At 68.2% G+C, this 25,045-nt stretch carries 23 protein-coding genes; 3 read left to right on the top strand and 20 right to left on the bottom strand.

What is annotated here, in order from left to right; all coding sequences use genetic code 11:
* The first annotated feature begins 6 nt into the window (after positions 1-6).
* Complete coding sequence (oxlT, locus tag V5F48_RS16680) at positions 7-1,302, top strand: oxalate/formate MFS antiporter (protein ID WP_394259609.1); 1,296 nt, start codon at positions 7-9, stop codon at positions 1,300-1,302.
* Positions 1,303-2,019: 717 nt separating this feature from the next.
* Positions 2,020-3,330 (top strand): oxalate/formate MFS antiporter, encoded by a 1,311-nt coding sequence (oxlT, locus tag V5F48_RS16675; protein ID WP_394259608.1) that lies wholly within the window; start codon positions 2,020-2,022, stop codon positions 3,328-3,330.
* A 279-nt stretch (positions 3,331-3,609) separates the two neighbouring features.
* Here the strand turns inward: oxlT (V5F48_RS16675) and V5F48_RS16670 are convergent, their stop codons facing one another.
* The 16 genes from V5F48_RS16670 to ypfJ form a co-directional block, all read right to left on the bottom strand.
* A complete protein-coding gene (locus tag V5F48_RS16670; protein WP_394259607.1) occupies positions 3,610-3,831 on the bottom strand; it encodes a hypothetical protein in 222 nt (73 codons plus the stop codon).
* Positions 3,832-4,029: 198 nt separating this feature from the next.
* Positions 4,030-5,685, bottom strand: a complete 1,656-nt coding sequence (gene pgi / locus V5F48_RS16665; protein ID WP_394259606.1) for a glucose-6-phosphate isomerase — start codon at positions 5,683-5,685, stop codon at positions 4,030-4,032.
* A gap of 153 nt (positions 5,686-5,838) precedes the next feature.
* On the bottom strand, positions 5,839-6,552 hold the full coding sequence (gene pgl, locus V5F48_RS16660) for a 6-phosphogluconolactonase (RefSeq protein WP_394259605.1): 714 nt from the start codon (positions 6,550-6,552) through the stop codon (positions 5,839-5,841).
* 22 nt (positions 6,553-6,574) lie between these two features.
* A complete protein-coding gene (gene zwf, locus V5F48_RS16655) occupies positions 6,575-8,050 on the bottom strand; it encodes a glucose-6-phosphate dehydrogenase (RefSeq protein ID WP_394259604.1) in 1,476 nt (491 codons plus the stop codon).
* Between the two features lie 423 nt (positions 8,051-8,473).
* The gene (rpsU, locus tag V5F48_RS16650; protein WP_012113273.1) at positions 8,474-8,704 is read right to left on the bottom strand and encodes a 30S ribosomal protein S21; all 231 of its coding nucleotides are present in this window, start codon (positions 8,702-8,704) and stop codon (positions 8,474-8,476) included.
* A 250-nt stretch (positions 8,705-8,954) separates the two neighbouring features.
* Entirely contained in the window at positions 8,955-9,224 is a 270-nt protein-coding gene (locus V5F48_RS16645; protein ID WP_394108509.1) for a hypothetical protein, read from the bottom strand.
* A gap of 246 nt (positions 9,225-9,470) precedes the next feature.
* Entirely contained in the window at positions 9,471-10,580 is a 1,110-nt protein-coding gene (locus V5F48_RS16640) for a 5-(carboxyamino)imidazole ribonucleotide synthase (protein WP_394259603.1), read from the bottom strand.
* Between the two features lie 3 nt (positions 10,581-10,583).
* The gene (gene purE, locus V5F48_RS16635; protein ID WP_394108507.1) at positions 10,584-11,066 is read right to left on the bottom strand and encodes a 5-(carboxyamino)imidazole ribonucleotide mutase; all 483 of its coding nucleotides are present in this window, start codon (positions 11,064-11,066) and stop codon (positions 10,584-10,586) included.
* Between the two features lie 101 nt (positions 11,067-11,167).
* Positions 11,168-12,103, bottom strand: coding sequence for a lipid A biosynthesis lauroyl acyltransferase (locus V5F48_RS16630; protein ID WP_394259602.1), 936 nt, complete (start codon positions 12,101-12,103; stop codon positions 11,168-11,170).
* A gap of 21 nt (positions 12,104-12,124) precedes the next feature.
* Positions 12,125-13,147: a zinc-binding dehydrogenase gene (locus V5F48_RS16625; protein WP_394259601.1), complete on the bottom strand. Its 1,023-nt coding sequence runs from the start codon at positions 13,145-13,147 to the stop codon at positions 12,125-12,127.
* A 23-nt stretch (positions 13,148-13,170) separates the two neighbouring features.
* Positions 13,171-13,929 carry an SDR family NAD(P)-dependent oxidoreductase gene (locus V5F48_RS16620; protein ID WP_394259600.1) on the bottom strand — a complete coding sequence of 253 codons (759 nt, stop codon included), beginning with the start codon at positions 13,927-13,929 and terminating at the stop codon, positions 13,171-13,173.
* A gap of 160 nt (positions 13,930-14,089) precedes the next feature.
* Complete coding sequence (locus V5F48_RS16615; protein ID WP_394259599.1) at positions 14,090-15,373, bottom strand: beta-ketoacyl-ACP synthase; 1,284 nt, start codon at positions 15,371-15,373, stop codon at positions 14,090-14,092.
* 306 nt (positions 15,374-15,679) lie between these two features.
* Positions 15,680-16,873: a beta-ketoacyl-ACP synthase gene (locus V5F48_RS16610; RefSeq protein WP_394259598.1), complete on the bottom strand. Its 1,194-nt coding sequence runs from the start codon at positions 16,871-16,873 to the stop codon at positions 15,680-15,682.
* Positions 16,866-17,339, bottom strand: a complete 474-nt coding sequence (locus V5F48_RS16605) for a 3-hydroxyacyl-ACP dehydratase FabZ family protein (protein WP_394108501.1) — start codon at positions 17,337-17,339, stop codon at positions 16,866-16,868. Before V5F48_RS16605 ends, V5F48_RS16610 begins: the two co-directional genes overlap by 8 nt.
* 9 nt (positions 17,340-17,348) lie before the next feature.
* The gene (locus tag V5F48_RS16600; RefSeq protein ID WP_138399461.1) at positions 17,349-17,630 is read right to left on the bottom strand and encodes an acyl carrier protein; all 282 of its coding nucleotides are present in this window, start codon (positions 17,628-17,630) and stop codon (positions 17,349-17,351) included.
* A 516-nt stretch (positions 17,631-18,146) separates the two neighbouring features.
* Positions 18,147-19,043 (bottom strand): KPN_02809 family neutral zinc metallopeptidase, encoded by an 897-nt coding sequence (ypfJ, locus tag V5F48_RS16595; RefSeq protein ID WP_394108500.1) that lies wholly within the window; start codon positions 19,041-19,043, stop codon positions 18,147-18,149.
* 229 nt (positions 19,044-19,272) lie between these two features.
* Between ypfJ and V5F48_RS16590 the strand changes: the two genes are divergently transcribed.
* A complete protein-coding gene (locus V5F48_RS16590; protein ID WP_394259597.1) occupies positions 19,273-20,019 on the top strand; it encodes a ribonuclease HII in 747 nt (248 codons plus the stop codon).
* A gap of 30 nt (positions 20,020-20,049) precedes the next feature.
* Here the strand turns inward: V5F48_RS16590 and cydB are convergent, their stop codons facing one another.
* The 4 genes from cydB to V5F48_RS16570 all read right to left on the bottom strand — a co-directional run bounded on the left by cydB (position 20,050) and on the right by V5F48_RS16570 (position 24,820).
* Positions 20,050-21,054, bottom strand: a complete 1,005-nt coding sequence (gene cydB / locus V5F48_RS16585; RefSeq protein ID WP_394259596.1) for a cytochrome d ubiquinol oxidase subunit II — start codon at positions 21,052-21,054, stop codon at positions 20,050-20,052.
* Positions 21,055-21,109: 55 nt separating this feature from the next.
* Positions 21,110-22,501, bottom strand: a complete 1,392-nt coding sequence (locus V5F48_RS16580) for a cytochrome ubiquinol oxidase subunit I (protein ID WP_394259595.1) — start codon at positions 22,499-22,501, stop codon at positions 21,110-21,112.
* A gap of 448 nt (positions 22,502-22,949) precedes the next feature.
* On the bottom strand, positions 22,950-24,599 hold the full coding sequence (locus tag V5F48_RS16575) for an MFS transporter (protein ID WP_394259594.1): 1,650 nt from the start codon (positions 24,597-24,599) through the stop codon (positions 22,950-22,952).
* Positions 24,596-24,820: a hypothetical protein gene (locus V5F48_RS16570; protein ID WP_394259593.1), complete on the bottom strand. Its 225-nt coding sequence runs from the start codon at positions 24,818-24,820 to the stop codon at positions 24,596-24,598. Before V5F48_RS16570 ends, V5F48_RS16575 begins: the two co-directional genes overlap by 4 nt.
* Between the last annotated feature and the right edge of the window lie 225 nt (positions 24,821-25,045).

Raw genomic sequence — 25,045 nt, 5'->3', positions numbered from 1 at the left:
AGGAAAATGGTTGAAGCAGCAGTAAAGGCGCCTGCGACCAATCGCTGGCTGCAACTCATCGCCGGTATCGTCTGTATGGTGGCGGCGGCAAACATCCAGTATTCCTGGACGTTGTTCGTTCCGGAAATCGTCTCCACCCGCGGCTGGACGCGCGCCTCCGTGCAGGTGGCCTTCACCGTGTTCGTCGTGGTGCAGACCTGGCTGACGCCCATCGAGGGCTATTTCATCGACAAATACGGCCCGCGGGTCATGGTGCTGGTCGGCGGCGTGTTCACCGGCCTGTCGTGGGTGCTTAATTCCTATGCCGAATCCCTCACCGCGCTCTATGTGGCGGCGGCTGTCGGCGGCATCGGTGTCGGCTGCGTCTACGCCACCTGCGTGAACGCCGCGCTGAAGTGGTTCCCGGATCGCCGCGGCCTGGCCGTGGGCCTCACCGCTGCCGGCTACGGCTCGGGCACCGTGCTCACCATCCTGCCCATCGCCGCCATGATCAAGACGAGCGGCTATCAGGAAACCTTCTTCACCTTCGGCCTGATCCAGGGCGCGGTGATCCTGCTCGCCGCCGGCTTCCTGCGGGCGCCGTCCAAGACCGAGGTGGTGTATTCGTCCATCGTGGCCCAGAGCCGGCGCGACTACACCCTGGGTGAGGCGCTCCGGACCCCGGTGTTCTACATCATGCTCGTCTTGTTCGTCCTGACGGTGTCGGGCGGCCTCATGGCCGTGGCGCAGCTGGGCGTGATCGCCGAAGACCTCGGCGTGAAGCACATCAACGTCAACCTCTACTTCTTCGCCATGGCGGCGCTGCCTTTCGCCCTGATGCTGGATCGCATCCTGAACGGCTTCTCGCGTCCCTTCTTCGGCTGGATCTCGGACCATATCGGCCGTGAGAAGACCATGTTCTTCGCCTTCGCCATGGAAGGCATCGGCATCGTCGCGCTGGGCACGTTCGGCCACAATCCGTGGGCGTTCATCATCCTGTCGGGCGTGGTCTTCCTAGCCTGGGGTGAAGTCTACTCCCTGTTCTCGGCGACTGCCGCGGATACCTTCGGCTCCAAGCACATCGGCAAGATCTACGGCATGCTCTACACGGCCAAGGGCTTCGCCGCCCTGCTGGTGCCGCTCGCCAACATCCTGATGGAGGCGACGGGCACCTGGACCACCGTGCTCTATACGGTGGCTGCCATGGATCTGACCGCGGCGTTCGGGGCGCTCTTCGTCCTGCGGCCCATGCTGGCGCGCCACCACCGGCTCAATGCCGAGGCGGCGGCAGCTGAGTCCGCCGCCCGCGAAGTTCCGGCCTGACGGGTGAGACCCGACCGGGACGGCTACCCGCCCCGGTCGGACCAGCCAGGCCTGTTTCAAGAGACAAAGTAATTTCCGGTTGGCCTGCGGTGCCGGCTGACCGGGTTTCAGATCGGAAAGCCCAAGCCAAGGGTGCGCGGATAATCAGATCCGGATCCGGACGATCCGCGCACCTCAGGGCTTCGCCCCACCTGTGCCGAGCGCAGGAGTGGGGCGACCGAAGCGGTCCCTCCGCCGCCCCAGTGGCGGCCCCTCAAGCCCCGGCCTTGTGCCGGGGCTTTTTTTGTCTGTGCGCTGCTCTACCTCCGACACGGGATGCGTTGCCAGATCCCAGTGCGCGGCGCACCGGGCGGCGCGTGCTCTGGCATGTCAGCTGAGGCATTTGTTGTGATGCTGAAAGTCGATCACTGTCATAGCGGGTTATAAATCCGCGTTATGTGCATCTACGCTGGGCATATGTGATCAATAGCGAAGAGGAGGTCTTTGATCTAATCTTGGCCATGCCGGGCAAGATCGGCTCTTCTCATCCCGATTATCCCTGAAAGCGCCGGTAGGTATCGGTTACATAGCCGTTAGACGCATTATGTATACCGTATTTTTGATACACCTTCCCCCGTGGTACGCGAGCGGGCTCCGTCAAGAAAGCCCGCGACAAGAATGGCGACCGTCACGGGCCGTTCATCGCTCTCGATGATCCCCAGTGAGAAAGGGAAGGAAATGTCGCAGAATCTCTCGACGCCCGTGCGCGGGCCGTTGGGCGGAAGGTGGATGCAGCTCGCCATCGGCGTCGTCTGCATGTCCATGATCGCCAACCTCCAGTACGGCTGGACCCTGTTCGTCGAACCGATGAACGAGAAACACCAGTGGGGCCGCGCCGCCATCCAGGTGGCCTTCACCATCTTCGTCGTGTTCGAGACGTGGCTGGTCCCGGTGGAAGGCTGGTTCGTGGATAAGTTCGGACCGCGGCCGGTCGTGTTTCTCGGCGGCATCCTGTGCGCCCTGTCCTGGGCGCTCAACTCGGTCGCCTCCAGCCTTGCGATGCTCTACGTCTCGGCGGCCCTCGGCGGCGCCGGCGCCGGCGCGGTCTACGGCACCGCCGTGGGTGCGGCGCTGAAGTGGTTTCCCGATCGCCGCGGCCTTGCCGCGGGCATCACCGCCGCCGGCTTCGGCGCCGGGTCGGCCCTGACCATCGTGCCCATCGCGGCCATGATCAAGGCGCAGGGCTACGAGCACACCTTCCTGTTCTTCGGCCTGATCCAGGGGGCCGTGGTGCTGGTGGCGTCGCTCTTCCTGATGAGCCCGAAGCCGGGGCAGGTTCCCAGCGTCGCCACCACCTCCACCACCCAGAGCCGTCGCAGCTATGGTCCGGGCGAGATGCTGAAGGCCCCGGTGTTCTGGGTCATGTATCTGATGTTCGTGCTGGTGGCGGCGGGCGGCCTGATGGCCACGGCCCAGCTCGGCTCCATCGCCAAGGACTTCAAGATCGCCGACGTGCCGGTCTCGATCATGGGCCTCACCTTGCCTGCCCTGACCTTCGCCTTGTCCATCGACCGGGTGCTGAACGGCGTCACCCGCCCGTTCTTCGGCTGGGTGTCGGACAATATCGGGCGCGAGAACACCATGTTCATCGCCTTCTCGCTGGAAGCGGTGGGCGTGCTGGCTCTGGCCCAGTTCGGCGCAGACCCGATCGCGTTCGTGATTCTCACCGGCCTCGTCTTCTTCGCTTGGGGTGAGATCTACTCACTGTTCCCGGCGACGTGCGGCGATACCTTCGGCTCGCGCTATGCCACCACCAACGCGGGCCTGCTCTACACCGCGAAGGGCACCGCCTCGCTGGTGGTGCCATTGGCCTCGGTCGCGGTTGCAAAACTCGGCAACTGGGACCTGGTGTTCATGCTGACGGCGGGCGTCAATGCCGTCGCCGCGCTCATGGCGCTCTTCGTCCTGAAGCCCCTGCGGGCCCGTTTCGTGTTGGGGGCGGCGGCGAAGGAGAACGTCGAGGTCGCCAGCGCCAAGGTCGTCAGCTGAAGATTGTCCGATGGGAGGGGGCGGGGAAACCCGGCCCCACCACGGGCTTCACTTTGGCCCTCCTACCCCGGGCCTAACTTGAGGGAGCGGCTTGCCGCTCCCTTCTTTTGTCCGCACGTGCGTGAGGCGGCAGAGGGCTCCGCGTCCAGGGCTCCGCGTCCCCAGCGCGGGGCCTTCACACCGTCGGCTTCGGTCTTGGGCCGATGCCGAGCGGGCGAGGCCTAAATACCGCGCGGGCTCGAGCAATGGCCCATGAGCCAAGCTCAAGGACCGTTGGCATCAGTTGTGGCGGGGGGCGACGGCCACCTCGACGGCGCCGTTCGCTGCGGTGCGCACGGAGGCAAAGCGCGGCTCGGACGGCTGCAGCAGGACGTCTTCCACCGGAATGCCCATGCCGCCAGTAACCGTCATGTAAGGCTTCTGTGCGCTCAAGCCGGTAACCGCGAGCGAAAGTACAATGCCGAAAAGGCCGAAGGCCGTCAGTTCAAGCACGTTCATCATCTTGTCTCCGGGCACCTCAAGTGCCACCCCGAACGTGCCCACATGTGCGGTGCACCATCGGGATCGACCTCTTCATAACGCAGGCCGAGGCCGATTTGGTATACATAATACGCAGGGGGACCCCCGCATTGCTGCATAGCAGCATCGCCCATGCGTCGTCGGACGAGAAGAACAAGATACCGACCGAAAGGTCGGGGCTCAGCGCCCGATGATCGCCTGGAGATGGCCGATCAGGCCGGATGTGGAGGCGGACGCGCTGGCCGGCAGCGCCCCGCCGGTCACCGCCGGCAGCAACTGGGTGGCGAGTTCCTTGCCCAGTTCCACGCCCCACTGGTCGAAGGCGTTGATGCCCCACACCGCCGCTTCCACGAACACCCGGTGCTCGTAGAGGGCGATGATGCGCCCGAGGGTGAATGGATCGAGGGTGGCATAAGCGATGGTCACCGACGGCCGGTCGCCGGGGAAGACGCGATGGGGCGCGATCTCCGCCACCTTGTCCCCGGCCATGCCCTTGGCCTGAAGCTGGGCCGTCGCCTCATCCAGCGAGCGCCCGCGCATGAGCGCCTCCGACTGGGCAAGGCAGTTGGCCACCAGCAGGTCCTGATGATCCTTCAATGCCGGCTCGTGGCTTTGCGCCCCGATCAGGAATTCCACCGGCACGATATCCGTGCCCTGGTGCAGCAACTGGAAGAACGCATGCTGCGCATTGGTGCCGGGCTCGCCCCACACGACGGGGCCGGTGGGCCGGGCGACGGGCTGCCCGTTCCGCGTCACGCCCTTGCCGTTGCTCTCCATGTCGAGCTGCTGGAGATAGGCCGGCAGACGGGCGAGGCGCTGGTCGTAGGGGATGATGGCGCGGCTCGGGAAGCCGCAGGCGTTGCGATGCCACAGCCCGATGAGGCCGAGCAGCACCGGCAGGTTCTGGTCGAGGGGGGCGGAGCAGAAGTGCTCGTCCATGGCCGCCGCGCCGGCGAGGAATTCGCGGAATCGGTCCGGGCCGATGGCCAGCATCAGCGGCAGGCCGATGGCCGACCACACCGAATAGCGACCGCCCACCCAGTCCCAGAAGCCGAAGATGCGATCGGCCGGGATGCCGAAGGCCCCCACCTTGTCGAGGGCGGTGGAGACGGCGGCGAAATGGGCGCCCACCGCGTCCTCGCCCAGCGCATTCACGATGAAGGCGCGCGCGGTGGCGGCATTGGTCATGGTCTCCACCGTGGTGAAGGTCTTGGAGGCCACGATGAACAGGGTGGTGGCGGGGTCGAGCCGCTTCAGCACGTCGGTGATGTGGGCGCTGTCCACGTTCGAGACGAAGTGGCAGCGCGGCCCGTCGTGGTAGGGCGCGAGGGCCAGCGTCACCATGGCCGGCCCGAGGTCCGAGCCGCCGATGCCGATGTTCACCACGTCGGTGATGACGCCGCCCCTCGCCCCGGCGATGCGGCCCTCGCGCACGCCCGCGGCGAACGCGCCAAGGCGCGCCAGCGTGTCCACCACGCCGGGCTTCACGTCGATGCCGTCCACCTGGATGGTCTCGCTCGCCTGGTCGCGCAAGGCGGTGTGCAGCACCGCGCGATCCTCGGTGAGGTTGATGTGGTCGCCGGCAAACATGGCGTCGCGCTGCGCCTCCACCCCCCCGGCGCGGGCGAGGTCGAAGAGCTGCTTGAGGATGTCATCGCAGATGGCGGTCTTGGAGAAGTCGATGAGCAAGTCGCCATAGGCGACGGAAAAGCGCTCGAACCGGTCCGGCGTCGCGAACAGGTCGAGGATGCGTCCCTCGCGGGAGGTCCAAGCGGTGGCGAGGGCCTTGAAGGCAGCGTCGGTCGCAAGGGCGTTGGACGGGACGTTGGACGTCATGGGCGCGAAATCTCCGTCAGGCCAGGTCGGCGAAGTGGATGCAGGTTCGCATGAAGAACGTGCGACAAGGGTGAACTAAACCCTCCGACCTCATGGGCGAGGGTGGCGTTTCTCAACCCCGGAAAGGCATTGCCTGCCTTCGGGGCGCGGGCGTCAGGGGCACCAGAGCACGTCGAGCGGCGTACGGGCGTTGCCCAGCACGGCCCGGATGGGCCATTGCGCCACGTCGCCGCCGGCCGCCGCCTGCTCCAGCACCGCGCGCTTGGTGGCGCCCTCGATGTGCAACAGCAGCAGGTCGGCCGCGACGAGGGGCGGCAGGGTGAAGGTGATGCGCGGCTCGCCGGCCCCTTCGGCCCGCACCGCGATAAGGCGCGCCGTGCCGGCCGGATCGGTGGCGGCGGCGAGCGCCTGGGCGCCGGGGAAGAAGGAGGCGGTGTGCCCGTCATCCCCCATGCCCAGGACCACGGCGGCGAACGGGGCGGGCAGGGCGGCGGCGGCGGCCTCGGCGTCCGCAAGGCCGTCTTCCGGCGTCGGCGCGCCGGTGAAGAGCGGCACGAACCGGGCGGCAGCGGCCGGGCCTTTCAGCAGATGGCGCCGCACCAGGGCCGCGTTGGAGCGGTCCGATGTCTCGGGCACCCAGCGCTCGTCCACCAGGGTGACGCAGATGCGGCTCCAGTCCAGCGGGGCGCCGGACAGGGTCTCGAGAAAGCGCGTCGGCGTGCGGCCACCGGAGACGGCAAGGCTCGCCGACCCGTCGCGGGCGATGCGGGCACGCAGCGCCTCCGCCACATGCGCCGCCAAAGCGCGGGCGAGGGCGGCGGGATCATCATAGGCGGCGAGGGCGAAGGGGAGGGCGGGCGGTGTCATGGCAGGCTCTGAATTGGGGGCCTCAGGCATCATCGGTCCAGGTCCGTCCGTCCCGCTCGATGAGGGCGATGGCGGCGGAGGGACCCCAGGTGCCGGCGGTGTAGGGTTTCGGCGGCTCGCGGGAGGTTCGCCAGGCATCAAGGATGGGGTCGATCCAGTGCCAGGCCGCCTCCACCTCGTCGCGGCGCATGAACAGGGTCTGGTTGCCGCGCACCACGTCCATGATGAGGCGTTCATAGGCGTCGGCGTTGCGCACCCCGAACACGCTGGCAAAGCTCATGTCGAGGGGCACATGCTGCAGCCGCATGCCGCCGGGGCCGGGGTCCTTGATCATCAGCCAGAGCCTCACACCCTCGTCGGGCTGGAGGCGCATGACCAGGCGGTTGGGCATGATGGGACCCGCCTCTCCATCGAACACCGAATGGGGGATGGGCCGGAACGCCACCACGATCTCGGACACCCGCGAGGCCAGCCGCTTGCCGGTGCGCAGGTAGAACGGCACGCCGGACCAGCGCCAGTTGCCGATCTCCGCCTTCAGCGCCACGAAGGTCTCGGTCTGCGAGGTCGAAGAGCCCAGCTCTTCCAGATAGCCCGGCACCGCCCCGCCCGCCGAGGCGCCGGCGCGATATTGGCCGCGCACGGTGAGCAGCGCGGCATTGCTCTCGTCGATAGGCCGCAGGGCCTTGAGCACTTTCAGCTTCTCGTCGCGCACCGCATCCGCGTCCAGCGACACCGGTGGCTCCATGGCGACCAGGCAGAGCAATTGGAGGATGTGGTTCTGCACCATGTCGCGCAGGGCGCCGGCCGTGTCGTAGTAACCGGCGCGGCCGGCGGTGCCGATGCTCTCGGCGACGGTGATCTGCACGTGGTCGACATGGGCATTGTTCCACACCGGCTCGAACAGGGCGTTGGCGAAGCGCAGCGCCATCAAGTTCTGCACCGTCTCCTTGCCCAGATAATGATCGATGCGGAACACCGCTTCCTCGCGGAAGACCTTGCCGACGGCGGCGTTCACCTTCAGCGCCGAGGCGAGGTCCTTGCCCACCGGCTTTTCCACCACCACGCGGGTGGTGTCGGTGACGATGCCGTGGGCGCCGATGCGCGCGCAGATGGGGTCGAACAGGTCCGGCCCCACGGCGAGGTAGAGCACCCGGACATGCTCGCGCCCCTCCTCCAGCAGGCGGGCGAGGTCTGCCCAACCCGCGTCGGATTGGGCATCCACGGCCACATAATCGAGCCGGTTCAGGAAACGCGCGAGGCGGGCGGGGCGGGCCTCCTCGATGCCGTCGGACGTTTCCACCGCGTCTCGGGCGAAGTCCTGGAAGGCCGCCCGCTCCATGGGGCGCCGGGATACGCCGATGATGCGCGCCTCGTCGGGCATCTGGCCGGCGAGATCGCGCTCGAACAGGGCCGGGAGCAGCTTGCGCCGCGCCAGATCGCCGGTGGCGCCGAACACGATGATGTCGAAGGGTTCGACCGCGACCACACGCGCAAACATGAGCCTCTCCCCCTGACCGCGGCGCCAACCACGCTCGCGTCCCCGCCGCCCCGCCGCGGAATGGCTACTCTAGAGCGCGACCGGATCAGATTGAATCACTCTGATCGGATCGGGCTCAAAAACTTGGAAAGAGAACGTGCCAGACCGGCTGGCGCGCTCCACAGGATGCGCGAGGGTCATGAAAGCGGGGTGGGGCGGGCAAGGGGGGCGGGCAAGGGGGCGGGGCGTCTGCAGGCGTCAGCACCGTCTTGGCACGGCGCGATCATCGTTCCGCTCGGGGATCACGGGCTGGTCCGGACATCACCTAAGCGCAATCCGCGCGTGGCCGCACGCGCGGTTGAAACGGCTCAAACGTGTGAAACGGCACAAAACCTGGAGGCACCTGCGCCGTGCTGGTTCAGCGTCGGCCGGCGCTCCGCCGGATCAGCGGGTCGGGCGCGGCTTGGAGGGGATGAGGCCCTCGCGCTGGGCGCGCTTGCGGGCAAGCTTGCGGGCGCGGCGGATGGCCTCGGCCTCCTCGCGGGCGCGCTTCTCGGACGGCTTCTCGTAGTGGCCACGCAGCTTCATCTCGCGGAAGATCCCCTCGCGCTGCATCTTCTTCTTGAGCGCCTTGAGGGCTTGATCAACATTGTTGTCGCGGACGAGAACTTGCACGTGTTTACCTCTTCGAGCTGTTGCGCCGAGCCCAGCAAGCCGTGATCTGGCCAACCATGATCTGAACACCCGGACCGGGGAAGCCCGAGCCTTTCGCTCGACTTCAGCTCATCCGGAAGGCTGCTCTCTTATCAGAAGCCCTGAACCTTGTCCACATGCCATATGCGCTGGAAAAGCGAGGCGGGGCCTTGTGTCGGCTCATCTTCGCTGCGGCCGGTCGAAGCGGTCTACCGGGTCCGGGAAGACGCGATCACCGGGCGGTGGCGAAGGCGGAATCGGTGGATGGCTCCAGCCCAGGCAGCACGATGGCCCGGGCGGCCTGCTTCTGTGCCTCGCGGCAAAGGGCGTCCAGCTCCGTCCGGATCTCGGAATCGGCGAAGCAGTTGGCCGCCTCCCGGATGCCCTGCATGAACCGCAGCTCGATCTGGATCAGACGCCAGCTGCCATAGCGGCCCGTCCGGGCCATGTGCCGCGCCAGCTCGCGCAGCCACTCCTTGAAGCGATCCTGGGCCACCTGCATTCCCCGAACCAATATGGTATTATAGTAATGAATCCGAGTTGGGCAGATATGCCCGATGGCGAGCCCCTCGTCGCCATGGCGATTCGCCTCAGGTTTCGAATGGTCAAGCTTGAAGCGGTATAGTGGTGCTGTGTGATGACAGGACTGCGACAGGTGGCGCGCTGGTCTCCGCCTCGCTCGAAAAAAGCTCTCGAGAACGCGTTGTCCGATCGGATCGCGATGCAATCTGATCGGACAAGGCGTGCTCTAGCAATCGCCGTCGGGAATGTTGGTGCAGGCTTCCGGATCGCGGCGCACCCGCACCACGTGGCCCATCTTGCGGCCGGCGCGGGCCTCGTCCTTGCCATAGAGGTGGACGTGGGCGCCGGGCTCGGCGAGCAGGGCCTGCCAGTCATGCACGTCGGCGCCGATGAGGTTGGTCATCTCAACCCGGCCGATGCGCGCGACCTCACCCAGCGGCCAGCCGGCGATGGCGCGCACATGCTGCTCGAACTGGGAGGTCACGGCGCCGTCCTGGGTCCAGTGCCCGCTATTGTGCACGCGCGGGGCGATCTCGTTGACGATCACCCGTTCCGGTCCGCCGCAGCCGACCACGAACAGCTCCACCGCGAACACGCCCTCATAATCGAGGGCATCGCCGATGGCGCGGGCGATGGAGCGGGCCTGCCGCGCTGCGCCGGCCGACAGGGTGGCGGGCACGGTGGAGGAGTGCAGGATGTGCTCGCGGTGCACGTTCTCGGTCACGTCGAAGGCGCAGAAGGCGCCATCCGCCCGCCGCGCCGCCACCACCGAGACCTCGCGCTCGAAGGCGACGAAGCCTTCCAGGATCGCGCTCTGCCGGCCCAGCGCGTGCCAGGCCGCGGTGAGGTCCTCATCCGGGCGGATCATCACCTGGCCCTTGCCGTCATAGCCGAAGCGGCGGGTCTTCAGCACCGCCGGAAGGCCAAGGGCCGCTACCCCCGCCTCAAGGCTGGCGAGATCGTCCACCGCGGCGAACGGGGCGGTCTCGATGCCGAGGTCGCGCACGAAGCTCTTTTCCGCCAGCCGGTCCTGGGTGATGGCGAGTGCCTTCGCCCCCGGCTTCAGGGGCACCCGGGCGGCGAGGAACTCGGCGGTGGCGAGCGGCACGTTCTCGAATTCGTAGGTCACCACGTCCACGCCCGCCGCGAAGCGCTCCAGCGCCGCGAAATCGTCATAGGGCGCGCAGATGTGGCGCTCGCTCACATGGAAGGCGGGGCTGTCCTTGTCGGGGCACAGGATGTGCGTCTTCAGGCCGAGCTCCGCCGCCGCGAGCGCGATCATGCGACCGAGCTGGCCGCCGCCGAGGATGCCGATGACGCTGCCGGGTTTCAGCATGGCTCAGGCCGGCCGTTCCGCCACCGCCCCGGTGCGCGCCGCGCGCCAGGCTTCGAGGCGCGCGGACAGGGCCGGGTCCGAAAGCGCCAGCACCGAGGCGGCGAGCAGCGCCGCATTGGTCGCGCCGGCGACGCCGATGGCGAGCGTTCCCACCGGCACGCCCGCCGGCATCTGGACGATGGAATAGAGACTGTCGAGGCCGGACAGGGCTTTGGACTGCACCGGCACGCCGAAGACGGGGAGCGTGGTGAGCGCTGCCACCATGCCGGGCAGGTGGGCCGCGCCGCCTGCTCCGGCGATGATCACCTTGAAGCCGTCCGCCTTCGCGCTGCGGGCGAAGGCGTACATGCGCTCGGGCGTCCGATGGGCGGAGACGATGCGGCTGTCGTGCGGGATCTTCAGCGCTTCCAGCGTCTCGGCCGCGTGGCGCATGGTCTCCCAATCGGACTGGCTGCCCATGATGACGGCAACATCAGCCGTGCTCATCCCACAAGATCCCTTAAAACGGAAAGCGCGGCTTTATAGGATCGCTGCAGCCGGGGCAAGGGTTGCGGCCAACTCTCCTGTCTGCATCGGGGCGCCGGGCCTCACCGCCAGCGGCGGTGGAGCCACAGCCACTGGTCGGGATATTCGCGCACCCAGCCCTCGATCACGCCGGTGACGGTCTGCATGGCGCCCACCACGTCGATCTTGCCTTCGGCATCGCGGGGCAGGGCGATCTCTTGCGTGATCTCCACGCGGAAGCGCGCGCCGGGCAGGCGGATGACGCGCATGCCGTGCACCGGGCAATCGAACTGCCGGGCGAGGCGCGCCAGCGTCGGGTTGGTGGCGCAGGGCCGGCCGAAAAAAGTCACCTGCGGCCCGCCGGTCCAATACTGGTCGACCAGCATGCCCAGGTGCTGCCCCTCGGCCAGCATGCGCGCCATCTGGCGGCCGGCGTCGCGGCCGGCGCGGATGAGGCCCGGCATGGTGCCGGAGCGCATCTCCTCGATCAGCGCGGCCGCCTTTTTATTGTTGGGTGCGCGATAGAGCACGCCGCCGGGCACATCGAACTTGGCGCCGGCGATGGCGCACATTTCCCAGTTGCCGGTATGGGCGGTGAAGAACAGGGCCGGGCGTCCGTCGCCGCGCAGGCGCTGGAAGATCTCGGCGCCCACCACTTCCACGCGGCCTTCACCGGGCCGGGTGGGGTCGTAGTCCCACAGGCGGTCCTGCTGGGCGAATTCGGCGGTGAGGCGGCCCATGTTGGCCCAGACCCCGCGCACGAGGGCGCTGATCTCGTCCTTGCTCTTCTCCGGATAGGCGGCCGTGAGGTTGCGCCGCGCCACCTTGCTGACCGCGAAGAAGGGGCCGAACGTGCGCGCCCAGAAGGCCATGCCTCCGGCGGAAAGCCACAGCGGCCACAGGCGCAGCCACCAGATGGAGAAGCGCACATAGCCGCCCACCAGCGCCTCCACCACCGGCTGCAGCGCAAGGCGCAGCCGGAACAGCAGGCGGCGGACGGAATGGGGGAGGCGGGTCACGGCCGGGCGCCGCGCCAACCCTTAGAACTTCACCACGATCTTGCCGAAGACCTTGCGGCTTTCCAGCCGCTCCAGGCCGTCGTTGAAGTTTTCCAGCGGCACCACGGTGTCGATCACCGGCTTGATGCCGCGGCCCATCTTCGCAAGGCCTTCCGACACGTTGCGGATGGTGGCACCGAACGAGCCGAAAATCTTGTACTGGCGCTGGAACAGCTGCATCAAATTCATCTGCACGCTGACGCCGGAGGTGGAGCCGCAGGTGACAAGCCGCGCGCCGGGTTTCATGGACAGGAGCGAGGCGTTCCAGGTGTCGGCGCCCACATGCTCGAACACCACGTCCACGCCCACCTTCTTGGTGATCTTGCGGACCTCGTGCTCGAAGCGGTCCTTGCGATAATTGATGACATGGTCGGCGCCCAACGCCAGAGCCTTCGCCATCTTCTCGTCGTCGCCGACCGTGGTGATGACGGTGGCGCCCACGTCCTTGGCCAGGCGAATGGCGGCGGAGCCGATGCCCGAGCCGCCGGCATGCACCAGCACGGTCTCGCCGGTCTCCAGCTGCGCATTGTCGAACAGCATGTGCTCGACGGTGGAGAAGGTGATGCCGGCGCAGGCCGCGTCCTCGAAGGAGACGCCCTGGGGCGCCGGGATCACCAGCCGCTCGGGCATGTTGACCACGTCGCGGGCGAATCCGTCGATGTGGAAGCCCAGCACGCCGCCCACGTTCTGGCAAAGATTATCGCGGCCCTTCAGGCAGTTGACGCAGTGGCCGCAGGTCATGGCGCCGTACATGGCCACCGTCTGGCCCACCTTCAGGCCGCGCACGTCCGCGCCCAGCGCCACGATCTCGCCGGCGGCCTCCGCACCCACCACGAGGGGCATCTTGCGCTTGGCGAACGCCATGCCGCGCCAGCCCCACACGTCGATATGGTTGAGCGCCAGCGCCTTGACGCGGATCTGCACCTCGCCGGCGCCGGGGGCGTCGGGTTCGGGCAGGTCGACGAGTTCGAGGCTGCGGTCGGAGACGAGCTGGAGGCCACGCATTCTTTTTAATCTCGGAAGTTGGGTCAGCGGTGGGCGGCGAGCGAGGCGGAGAGCCCGCCATCCACCGGCAATATGGCGCCGGTCATATAGCCCGCGCCGGGGGAGAAGAGGAAGGCCACCACCTGCGCCACGTCATCGGGCGTCGCGAAGCGGCCGGCGGGGATCTGCGCCTCCATCTTGGCGCGATAGTCGGCGAATTTTTCCAGCATGGCGGTGTCGATGAAGCCGGGGGCCACATAATTCACCGTCACCCCGCGCCGGGCGGTCTCGATGGCGAGGCCGCGCACATGGGCGAGCAGCGCCGCCTTGGAGGCGGCATAGGCGGCATTGCCCTGGTTGGCCTGGAGCGCTGCCACCGAGCCGATGGCGACGATACGCCCCGCCTTCGCCCGCGTCATGGGCCGCACCACCGCGCGGGCAAGGCGCACGAAGGCGAAATGGTTCACCTGCATCACCGCCTCGGCCTTGTCCTGGTCGATCATGGCGGCGAGGGTGTCGTAGGAGGCGCCGGCATTGTGGCACAGGCCGTAGAGCGTCTCCCCCGCCTCCAGCTCCTCGGCGAACGTCTCCACCGCGGCGCGGTCGGCAAGGTCCAGGGCGCGGGCGGAAAGGATGGCATCCGGGTGCGCGACGCGGATCTCGTCCACCAGCGCCTGCGCCTCGGCAACGGCCGAACGGTAGGTGAAGGTGACGGGATATCCCGCCGCCACCAGCGCGCGCACGATGGCGGCGCCAAGGCCGCGCCCGCCGCCGGTGACGAGGATGGGCTTGCTGGAGGCCATCACTGCACTGTTCCCTCTCCCGCTTGCGGGGGAGGGCTAGGGAGGGGGCAGAGCAGTATGTCTCGCCCAAAACGCGAAAGGCTGGCGCAGGCGGAGAGACGTGCCCCCACCCCAGCCCTCCCCCGCAAGCGGGAGAGGGAGCGACCGGTGCGTTGCACCCTCACGCCGGCTCCCCCGCCAGCACCAGGCAGACATTCTGTCCGCCGAAGCCGAAGGAGTTGGAGATCACCCGCCGGACCGTGGCGTCGCGCGCCACGTTGGGCACCACGTCGAGGGGAATGGCCGGGTCCGGGATGTTGTAGTTGATGGTCGGCGGGATGCGCCCATTGGCGATGGTGAGCAGCGAGACCGCCGCCTCGATGGCGCCCGCCGCCGTCAGCGTGTGGCCGATCATGGATTTGTTGGACGAGATGGGGGTCTGCGCCAGCTTCTCGTCGCCGAACACCGCCTTCATGCCCACATATTCCATGCGGTCGTTTTCCGGCGTCGAGGTGCCGTGGGCGTTGATGTAGTCCACGTCGTCAGGGGTCACGCCCGCGTCGGCGAAGGCATTGGTCATGCAGCCGATGATGGGGCGGCCGTCGGGGCTGGAGCGGGTGCGGTGGAAATTGTCCGCCATCTCGCCGCAGCCTTCCAGCACGCCGAGGATCTTCGCCCCGCGCGCCACCGCATGCTCATAGCTCTCCAGCACCAGGGCAGCGGCGCCCTCGGCCATGACGAAGCCGTCGCGATTCTTGGCGAAGGGGCGGGCGGCGCCCTCCGGATTGTCGTTGGCGGTGGTCAGCGCCGAGAGCAGGGAGAAGCGGATGAGTGCTTCCGGGTGCACCGAGCCGTCGGTGCCGAGGGAGAGCGCCACATCGGTCTCGCCGCGGCGGATGGCCTCCACGCCCAGCTGGATGGCGGTTGCCCCCGACGCACAGGCGGTGGACAGCGAGATGGGCTGGCCGCGGGTACCGAAGCGGTCGGCGAGCCGATCCGCCACCGAGCCGAACAGGAAGCGCTCGTGCCAGGGGCGGAACTTGCCGGAGGCCGCCGCGCCGAGCAGGTCGTGATAGACGATGGGGTAGTGACCCACCGCATCGGCCAATTGCCGCCGCTCGGGCCATTCCAGTTCCACGGGAGGCACGGCAGCAAACAGCGGGCCGGGAAAATCCCCCTCCGAGCCGATGCCGGATTCGGCGATGGCCTCTTCCGCCGCCAGCGTCGCCAGCTTTTCCGATAGGTTCGGGGCGGCGACGCGGCCGTCGAACAGGAAGTCCACCGTGCCGGCGATGGTGGTGCGCATGCCCTCGATGGGGAAGCGCGTGATGGTGTGAATGCCCGATTCGCCGGCGGTGAGGCGGCGCCAGTTGTCTTCCTTGCCCTGGCCCAGGGAGGTGACGATGCCGATGCCCGTCACCACCACGATGGGGCGGCCGAACTTGTCCAGATGCGCCTGCGTCATGTTCGCGGCTCCTTTAAGTGAAGCGCGCCCGCCCCAGGCGCCGTCCATGGTGTCCCCCGGCCCCGCGCAAATCGCTGCTGCGCGGGCGTCCGTGCCGGCGGGTCGGAAAAATAAGCTGAAGGTTGCGGAAAGGACAATGCGCGGGTGCCTCGTCCTGTACTTCCGGTCCTTCGCCCCTCGTCCTGAGCGCGCCGCTTTTGTTGCCATCATGCGGACTGGGTCCGCCGGGCAGGCGATGAGTGAGGGGGCACGAACCGCTCCCGGGCGCCGCAAAACGCTCAGGGCAAATGGCGGTCCGCTGAAGCTTCACGCCTTCTCCACCAGCCCCGCGCCTTCGCCGCGCCAGTGTCCCACCTGCGTCACCACGATACGCTCGGCGGCGTCGCCCGCCTGCTCCAGCGGATCGCCGGCGAGGGGCGGAAACAGCGCGCCCTTCGACAGGGACAGGGCGGCCAGCGCCAGGCCGGCGATGAACTGGGCCTCGAAGCCGTGGCCCATGCGGTTTGCCACCGCGCGCACCGGCAGGCCGGAGGCGGCCAGCGCCGCGCGCTCGGCCTCGGTGGCATCATGGGCGCCGGTGGCGCCGGAGATGACAGCGGTGCCGGCCGGCGTTCCAGCGGTGGCCAACAGCGCCTTCACCTTTTCGGCGACGGCGCCTTCTACCGCGCGCTTCGCCCGTTCCGACCACACGCCGGACAGCTTGGCGATGGGCTTGGCCCCCCGCGCCGCGGCGTGCTCCGGCGATTCCAGAACCAGGAATGCGCCCATGGAGCCGGAGGCGATGCCCGACGCGGCGAAGACCGGCTTGAGGTCGCCTTTCAGGCAGAAATTGTCGAGGTCGTTGAGGAGCAGCGTGTCCTCGCGCTCGGCATTGTAGGCGCCACCCACCAGGGCGATCTTGCTCTGCCCGGCGGCGATGCGGGAATAGGCGACGCGGGTCGCGTCCACCCCCGCGCTCTCCTCGCCCATGAAGGTGCGGGAGGAGCCGGTGACGCCGTGAACGATGGAAATGTTGCCGGCCAGCAGGTTGGACAACTGAGCCAGCGACAGGGTCGGCCGCAGGTCCGACAGAAGGCGCTCGTTGAGCAGCCGGCCGGGATCGTTGGACGTGGACAGCTCGTTCAGGATCGACGCATCCACGGCAAAATCGCGCTCGCCGCCGCCGGCCGCGACGATCATGTCGGTCTCGGACAGGATCTCGGTATTCTTGGCGATCCCCGCCGACTCGAGGGCAAGGCCGGCCGCATAGGTGCCGATGCGCTGCCACGGCTCCATCTGCCGCTGGTCGCCCTTCTTGGGGATCTGGGTGTCGAAGTTCACCTTGACGAGCGGGTGAACCACGTAGGGCGCGTAGGTGGTGGTATCGGTCGCCGGCGAGGCGCCGGAGGCGAGCGCTTCCCAATGGGCATCCAGCCCCTCCCCGAGGGAGGAGACGAGGCCGACGCCGGTAATCCACACGTCGCGGTGGATCCGGCGCCGGCCAGCGTTCGCGTCAGGCATCGGTATAGTCCGCAAGGGGGAATGAGACGTGCTCGGCCACCTTCATCACCACGGGCTTCATCTTGCCTTCCGGCCAGGGGAGCACGCGGAAGGTGAGCTCGGCGGAGCAGATGGGCTTGCCTTCGAGCGTGGCCTGGGTCTTCGCCACGACGAAGCCCGAGCCCTCGTGGAGGATTTCGGAGTAGAGGTCGAGATTCTGCCCCGGCAGCACGAAGGTGCGCAGCTTCGCTTCCTTGACGGTGGCGAGGAAGGGCATCTTGTTGAAGCGGTTGCGCGCAAGCACCAGCCAGCCGGTGGTCTGGGCCATGGCCTCGATGAGCAGCACGCCGGGCATGATGGGATAGCCGGGAAAGTGCCCCTCGAAGATGGAGCTCTCTTCCGGCACCAGGCCCTGGCAGTGGATCTTCTGGAGCGACGGGTCGATGGCGACGACCCGGTCGATCATCTTGAAGACTTCAGGACGCATCTAGGCGCCTCACGCGGCCTTCGCAGCGACCAACTCGTCGATGCGGGCGCACAGGTTCTTGAGCACGAAATACTGCTCGGTGGTGGCCTTGCCGTCGTTGACTTCCTGGGTCCACTGCTCCAGCGGCAGCTTGATGCCGAACGCCTTGTCGATGGCGAAGGCGATGTCCAGGAAGTCGAGGCTGTCGATGCCCAGATCGTCGATGGCGTGGCTGTCCGGCGTGATGGTGTCCCGCGGAATATCGCAGGTTTCCGCGATGATACTGGCCACCGTGTCGAACGTCGAAGACATGGACTGACGCCTCTCGTGTGCTCGGCCGCTCTGCTCGCCGCCGGCCCGCGCATCACGCCCTTGGGCATTCTGCAAGGTCTGCGTTCGGGGCCGAGGGCTGGCCGCATGGCCCCTTCGGAAGAAGTTGTCGGCCCCTATAGCGAAGGCTGCAAGAGGTTTCAATGGCCGACGCCGAACGGCCCGCGCGAAGGGTTCCTCCGCGGCGGCGCCGTGCGATCGGCCGTCCTTCGCATGCTTGGCCGCGGGAGGCAAGAGCAGGAGGCAAGAGCGGGTGCGGGAGACGGGCGGGCAGGAGCCGCGACGGGCGCGGGTGCCGCGCCCCACGCCCCACGCGCCCGTCCGAGCATGAGGAAGAGCATGAGGAAGAGCATGAGGCCACGCTCCCGCCCCGGCGCATGGCGCCAAAGATGCTGCGCGGGGGGCAAGGGGCGGGGTGGCGGACGCTGCCGCCACCGCGGTCGGGGGCTGATTCGTCGGGGCTGATTCGCTTGACGGTGCAATCGGCTGCAGCCGCCCTCAGATTGGGCCGGAGAAGCTATTGCACTGCTGCATGGAGCCGCCCTTCAGGCCGCGGGTAAACCAGTTGACCCGCTGCTGCGAAGAGCCGTGGGTGAAGCTGTCGGGTACCGCATAGCCTTGGGACTGCTTCTGCAGCCGGTCGTCGCCGATGGCGCTGGCGGCGTTCAGCGCCTCTTCCACGTCGCCCTGCTCCAGAATGCGGAAGCGGGCATTGGCGTGGTAGGCCCACACCCCCGCGAGGCAATCCGCCATCAGCTCGACGCGGACGGACAGGTTGTTCGCCTCCGCCTTCGACGTGGCGCGGGCTTGGGCCTGCTGCACCTTGGGCAGGATGCCGATGAGGTTTTCCACATGGTGGCCCACCTCGTGGGCGATGACATAGGCGGCGGCGAAGTCGCCCGGCGCCTTGAAGCGGGTCTTCATCTCCTGGAAGAAGGAGAGGTCGAGATAGACCTTCTGGTCGAGCGGGCAATAGAACGGCCCCATGGCCGACTGCGCGCCGCCGCAGGCCGAGCGTGTGGCGCCGGAGAACAGCACCAGCTTGGGCTCCTGATAGGTCTTGCCTTCGGCGCGGAACAGCTCGGTCCACACGTCCTCGGTCTGGGCGAGCACGGCGGCGGCGAAACGGCCGAGTTCATCCTTGGGCGCGCCCTGCGGGGTGGTGCTCGGCGCCGCCTGCTGCTGCGGGGCACTGCCGCCGCCCAAGCCGTTTATGGCCTCCAGCCCGCCGATGAGCACGGCCGGATTGATGCCCAGCGCCCAGCCGACAATGCCGACGATGATGATGGTGCCGATGCCGAGGCCGCCCCGGCCGCCGGGCATCTGGAAGCCCCCGCCGCCCCCGCCTCGCCGGTCTTCCACATTATCGCTGGAGCGGAAATCGTCCCAACGCATCGCGCGCCTCCCGCACAGGATTCCCGGCCTTGGCCAGATCACGCTCAGGTCACGTCCACACCGCCGAGGGGCGCCTTGGACGCGTTCCTGAATATGGGTTTACAGTGTGACGGCAGCAATGCCCAGCCCGTCCCGGGGTTCCATGCTATCAAGACGCGCGGGCCACGCTTCGAACCAAGGCGGCCAGCTCATTGCCAGCTCACCGTCAGATCAGGGTTTCGCTTTCCCCATGGCGTCGCGCCCGAAAACCCCACCTCAGGCCATCGATCCCGGTTCTGCGCCAAGGCCGCGTGGACGGCCGCCGAAGGCTAAGGCCGTCACGGCCGGCTGGGTGGGGCTCGACTTCTCCCGCGAGCAGGCGCTGTACGCCAGGGGGATCGCCCCGGTGGCCGGTGCCGACGAGGTGGGCCGCGGCCCGCTCGCCGGCCCCGTGGTGGCGGCGGCCGTGGTGCTGGATCCGGCACGGGTGCCGCAGGGGCTCGATGATTCGAAGCGGCTGACGCGGGCGAAGCGCGAGGCGCTCTACCTGGAGATCTGCGCCACCGCCGAGGTCGCCATTTCCCTCGCCCCGCCGGCGCGCATCGATCGCGACAACATCCGCCAGGCGACGCTCTGGGCGCTCGCGAACGCGGTGCGGGGCCTGCCGTGCCGGCCGGCGTTCCTTCTGGTGGACGGCAATGATCCGCCTGACGTGGCCTGCGAGGTCGAGGCAATCGTGGGGGGCGACGGCCTCATCGCCTCCATCGCGGCGGCGTCCATCGTTGCGAAGGTGGTCCGCGACCGGCTGATGGCGGGCCTCGGCGCGGCCTTTCCCGCCTACGGGTTCGAGCGCCACATGGGCTATGGCACACGGGAGCACGGCACGGCGCTGAAGGCCCACGGCCCCTGCCTGCACCACCGCCGGTCGTTTGCCCCGGTGCGCGAGCAGCAGCTCGCCCTGTTTCCGGTGGCTGGGGAACTGGAAGAGGCGGACTGAGGACGGCGCAACCGCCCTCAGTCCAAGCCCTCAGTGATACCCCTCGCCCTCGCGCACCTTGCCGCGGAAGATCCAGTACACGAACGCCATGTAGCCCAGCACCACCGGCAGCAGGAAGATGACGCCGAACAGCATCAGGATCTGGCTCGGCGCGGCGGCGGCGGTCTGCCACACGGTGAGGCTCGGCGGCACCAGATAGGGAAAGGTGGAGATGGCAAGGCCGAGAAAGCCGAGCACGAACAGCCCCACCGTGCCGAAGAAGGGCAGCATTTCCCGTCCCGACTTCAGCCAGTGCAGCACGGCCAGGGCGACAAACACGGTGACGATGGGCACCGGTGCGAGGAAGAAGATGTTGGGCCGGGAAAACCAGCGGGTGGCGATGCGCTCGAACGCGATCGGGGTCCACAGGCTCACCAAGGCCATCATGGCCATCACGGCCAGCAGCAGGGGGATGGCGTGGGCGCGGGCCCGCTCCGCCACCACCCCGTCGGTCTTGATGAGCAGCCAGGTGGCGCCGAGCAGCGCATAGCCCAGTACCACGCCGATGCCGCACAAGGCGGCGAACGGCGTCGCCCAGTCCAGCGGGCCGCCGGCAAAGGCACCGTTCTTCACCGTGATGCCCTGCAGCAGCCCGCCCAGGATCACCCCCTGAGAGAAGGCCGCCACCAGCGATCCGCCGGCGAAGGCGGCATTCCACCAGCGCCGGCTGCCCATGGCCACCCAGCGGAACTCGAAGGCGACGCCGCGGAACACGAGGGCGAGCAGCATGATGATGACGGGCAGGTAGAGCGCCGGCATAACCACCGCATAGGCCTTGGGGAAGGCGACCCACAGGCCGCCGCCGCCGAGGATGAGCCAGGTCTCGTTGCCGTCCCAGAACGGCGCCACCGTATTCATCATGGTGTCGCGCTCGCGCTCCTCCTTCGCGAACGGAAAGAGGATGCCGATGCCGAGGTCGAAGCCGTCGAGCACCACATACATGATGACCGCGACGCCGATGATGACGCCCCAGATGACGGGGAGATACCATTCCATGGCTTGGATCCTCTCACGCGTCGGTTGAAGGGATGAGCGTATTCCGGCGTCGGGCTCAGGTGCCCGGCGTCATCTGGCCTTCGCCTTGGGCGGCGGCCAGCGGCGAAGGCCGCTCCGTGCTGGGCGGCTCGATCAGCGTGCCGCCGGGACCGCGCGTGATGAGGCGGTTCATGAAATAGATGCCGGCGGCGAAGATGATGCCGTAGACGATCAGGAACAGCACCAGCGTCACCGCTATGGTCCAGCCGGCAAGGGGCGACATGGCATCCTCGGTGCGCAACAGTCCGTCCACCACCCAGGGCTGGCGGCCCTGCTCGGTGACGACCCAGCCCGACAGGATGGCGATGAAGCCCAGCGGCCACGCCCAGGAGCACAGGCGCAGGTACCAGCGGGTGATGGTTTCCTCATCCCGGTAGATCAGCCATGCGCCGATCCAGCCCAGAAGGATCATCACCACGCCCACGCCCACCATGGCGCGGAAGCCGAAGAACGGGCCGAGCACCGGCGGGCGGTCCTGCGGGGCGAAGTCCTTCAGCCCCGGGAACAGGCCGTCCAGGCTGTGGGTGATCATCAGCGAGGCGCCGCGCGGGATGGAGATTTCGTAGAGATTCTTCTCCGCCTTCTCGTCGGGCCAGGCGAACAGCACGAGAGGGGCCGGCTCCTTGCTGTCCCAGTGGGCCTCGATGGCGGCGATCTTGGCCGGCTGGTAATGGGCTGTGTTGAGGCCGTGGCTGTCGCCGACGAAGGCCTGGATCGGCCCGACGATGGCCAGCATGCCGATGCCCATCACCATCATCACCCGGGATTCCTCGGGGAACTTGCCCGCCAGCAGGTAGCGCGCGCCCACCGAAAGCACCACGAGGGAGGTGGTGAGGTAGGCCGCCAGCAGCATGTGCGGCAGGCGCCAGTGGAAGCTCGGGTTAAAGATGATCTCCAGCCAGTCCAGCGGATAGGCGAGGCCATCGCGCAGCTCGAAGCCGGCGGGGGTCTGCATCCAGCTGTTGGCGGCGAGGATCCAGAAGGCCGACATGAAGGTGCCGAACGCCACCACGCAGCACGACAGCACATGCAGCCACGGCGGCACCCGGTTCCAGCCGAACAGCATGATGCCGAGGAAGGTGGCCTCCAGGAAGAAGGCGGTGAGCACCTCGAAGCCGATGAGCGGCGCCACCACCGAGCCGACGAACTCGGCGTAGCGGCTCCAGTTGGTGCCGAACTGGTAGGACAGCACGATGCCGGACACCACGCCCATGGCGAAGGACACGGCGAAGATCTTGGTCCAGAACCGTGCGAGGCGGTGGTACACGTCGCGTCCGGTCTTCAGCCAGATCAGTTCCAGCGTGGCGATGAAGGCGGACAGCCCGATGGTGAAGGCGGGGAAGATGATGTGGAAGGATACCGTGAAAGCGAACTGAATGCGTGCGAGGGTCACCGGATCGAAATCCATCGGGTCCGCTCCTTGTCGTCCGCTCGGGAGCTCTGCTGGCGTCGTCCGCTCGGGTCCACCGGGATGCGGCAGGGACAGGACCCTTGCCACGGGCTGGATACCGCTTGCGGACAGCGCTCAGGCTGGCCTTCCGTCTCCCCCGCCAGCGTGCGCGCCGGCAGGCGAAACATTTCCCAGAAAACGCGGGGACAATAGCTGCGTACCGGCCACACGTCGATACGCAAGTGGGCCCGTGCACCGCGTGGTTGATGCCGCGTTGCCGCAGGGCCGGGGATATTGAACCGGTGCCGGCGGTGTCGGCCGCCGCTGAGACCCGGCCTCCGGGCGGGTCCCTGCGGGGGTGCGCGATTCATGATGTTCGCCACCATCGGCACCCGATTCCCCGGAGAGCTCTCGGCGAAGGACCGGACTTCGGCATGAGGTTCGGTTTGGTGGTGCTATAATACGTTTACCGGGCGGGGCGTTCCACTCCGATCAGGTGGCGGGCGCGGGGCGGAACGTCCCCCTTGTGGAACTTCAGCACGCCCGCCTGCACGTCGGCATCGGCATGGGAGACACGGCGATGCTGGCGCAGGTGCTCGGCCCAGGACTCCACCATGAACCACTCCACCATCAGCGACGGGTCGGCGGCATCCTCGGTGACGCCCCAATTATAGGCGCCGTCGCGCCGCCGGGCGGCGGAGAGCCGGTACAGGGCTTCGAGGAAGGCCGGGCGGTCCTCCGGTGCGATGCGATACTCGATGAGGATGAGCACCGGCCCGCGGTCATTCTCCACGGGGGTGGCGAGCAGGGGCTCGGGCCAGTGCATGGCGGGGGTAAGGTCCGCCTCGCCCGCCGGCAGCTTCACCCGGTGGAGGATGAGCCCGGCCACGGCAAGGCCGGCGCCCGACACCACGAGCGTCGCCGCCAGCCCGATCTCCTGCGCCACCAGGCCCCAGGTGATGCTGCCGCAGGCCATGGCGCCGTTGAAGGCGGTGAGATAGACCGCCAGCGCCCGTCCGCGCACCCAATTGGGCAGGATGGACTGGGCGGTGGCGTTGAGGGTGGTGAGGGCGATGATCCACGCCCCGCCCATGGCCAGCAGCACCACCAGAGCAAGCCAGCGCGGCGGCGCGAAGGCAAGGCTCGCGGTGGCGGCGGCGGTGACGAAGGCTGAGCCCAGCACCAGGGCGTCGGCGGTGGCGAAGGCCCGCAGGCGCGGCAGCAGCAGGGCGCCGGCAATGGCGCCGGCCCCCACCGCGCCCAGCAGCACGCCGTAATAGGCGGCGTCCCCCTTCAGCAGCCCCCGCGCCACTAGCGGCAGCAGCGCCCACACCGCGCTGGCGAAGAAGAAGAAAAAGACCGCGCGCAGCAGCACCACATGCAGCTCGCGGCTGGCGCGGGCATAGCGCAGGCCGGCGCGGAAGGCGCCGGTGAAGTGCTCGGACAAGTCGTCCTGCGCGCCCGCATCCCGCCGCCACCACCACAGGGCGGCGATGACGAGCCCATAGCTCGCCACGTCCGCGCCATAGGTCACCGCCGCGCCGAAGGAGGCCAGCAGCAGGCCGCCCACCGCCGGGCCGATGGAGCGGGCGATGTTGATGCCCAGCGAGTTCAGCGCCACCGCGCTCTTCAGTTCGGGACGCGGCACCAATTCGGGCACGATGGATTGCCAGGTGGGCGCCATCAGCGCCGCGCCCACGCCGCCGAGGAAGGTGAGGGCCACCAGCGAGGTCACGGTCATCAGGCCGCTCATGGACAGCGCCATGAGCGCCACGCTCACCGCCCCGAGGCCGAGCTGGATGCCGATGAGGAAGCGGCGGCGATCGAGGATATCGGACAGCACCCCGGCGGGAATGGCGAGCAGGAACACCGGCAGCATGGCGGCAGCCTGCACCATGCCCACCGCCGCCGGGGAGGCGGACAGGTCGGTGACGAGCCAGGCGCTGGCCACGTCGCGCATGAAGCTGCCGGTGTTGCCCAGCACCGTGGCGCCCCACAGCACGGCGAACACCGGCCGCCGCAACGGCGCGAAGGCGCCGCCGGCCGCGGGAGGCGGGGCGGCAGGCGCGGCTGGAGGCGAGGCGGAGGATGGCGCGCCGTGGGTCGTGTCGCTCACAGGTCCCTCCCGTGCAGGCTGGTCCCGGTGGAGGCGCCGGGGGTGAGATCATGCCACGGGGCCGTTTCCGCGCGGATGCCCTCGACGTCGCGGGCCTTGGTGAGGCCCCCCTGGACATACGCCCCGCACAGGGCCAGCAGCGCGAGAAAGCGCACCGGCGGCGGCGATATCAGGCGCCGGGCGAGGGCGGCGAGGAGGGCGTTGCTTGCGCGTTCAGCCATAGGGGCGTGGTTCCTTCTGACCATCGTCGCCCTCCGGCTTGACCGGAGGGCCCATCTCTCCGCGTCCCCGGCCGAGTGGCCGGGTCCGGTGGGAACCCTCTCCCGCCCGAACTCGGCTGTTGCCGAGTTCGGTTCTCCAAGAGCCGAAGCCGGAAGCATCCAGCTTCGGTGCGGGGGAGGGCAGGGGGCTGCGGCCTCTCCACCCGGCAAAGATGGTTGCGGAAA

This window comes from Xanthobacter autotrophicus ATCC 700552 (genome assembly GCF_043194565.1).
In the GTDB taxonomy this organism is placed as follows: Bacteria; Pseudomonadota; Alphaproteobacteria; order Rhizobiales; family Xanthobacteraceae; genus Xanthobacter; species Xanthobacter autotrophicus_F.
This window is presented reverse-complemented; position numbering and strand designations above follow the sequence as displayed.